This window comes from Vibrio sp. 1580, assembly GCF_033340055.1.
On sequence record NZ_JAWOVT010000545.1, the window covers coordinates 1 to 568 of the forward strand.

Below are 568 nucleotides of genomic sequence, written 5' to 3' on the forward strand. Positions count from 1 at the left end.
GGGTCTTCGCGCTCGCAAATGGTCACGAGGCCAAGGCCTTCTGGGAAGTCGACAGGTACGTCTTTCATTGAGTGCACGGCTAGATCTGCACGGCCTTCAAGCATGGCAACTTCAAGTTCTTTAACGAACAAGCCTTTGCCACCAACTTTAGCCAGCGGTGTATCCAAAATCACGTCACCTTTGGTCACCATGGTTACTAACTCGACTTCCAAGCCAGGATGAGCGGCTTGAAGAGCGTCTTTAACAAAATGAGCTTGCCATAGTGCAAGTGGGCTTTTTCGAGTTGCAATGCGAATTGGTGTGGATTGGGTCATGATCTTCTCAATGCTGTTTGGATTTGGCTTTATCCTACCATTCTCATAAAGAAATGCTTACTGTTAGTTAGTTATCTCGTGGGGCTAAGGAAGGATTTACATAAGGTTGTGAAAATAGTGTGACTGGATTCTCAATTAGACTAAGGACTATTATTAGTTAGAGGCGATTACAAGCGACACTACCGCGTCTTCATTTTTGTGACTAAAGTATGGTTTTACGTCCGGTGCGAATTACGGGTGGAAAACTTTACCAA

General features: G+C 44.9%; 1 pseudogene. It reads right to left on the reverse strand.

Features of this window, described 5'->3' with window-relative positions:
* Nucleotides 1–314: pseudogene (hemC, locus tag R7093_RS27085) on the reverse strand (hydroxymethylbilane synthase); the annotation flags it as partial.
* Between the last annotated feature and the right edge of the window lie 254 nt (nucleotides 315–568).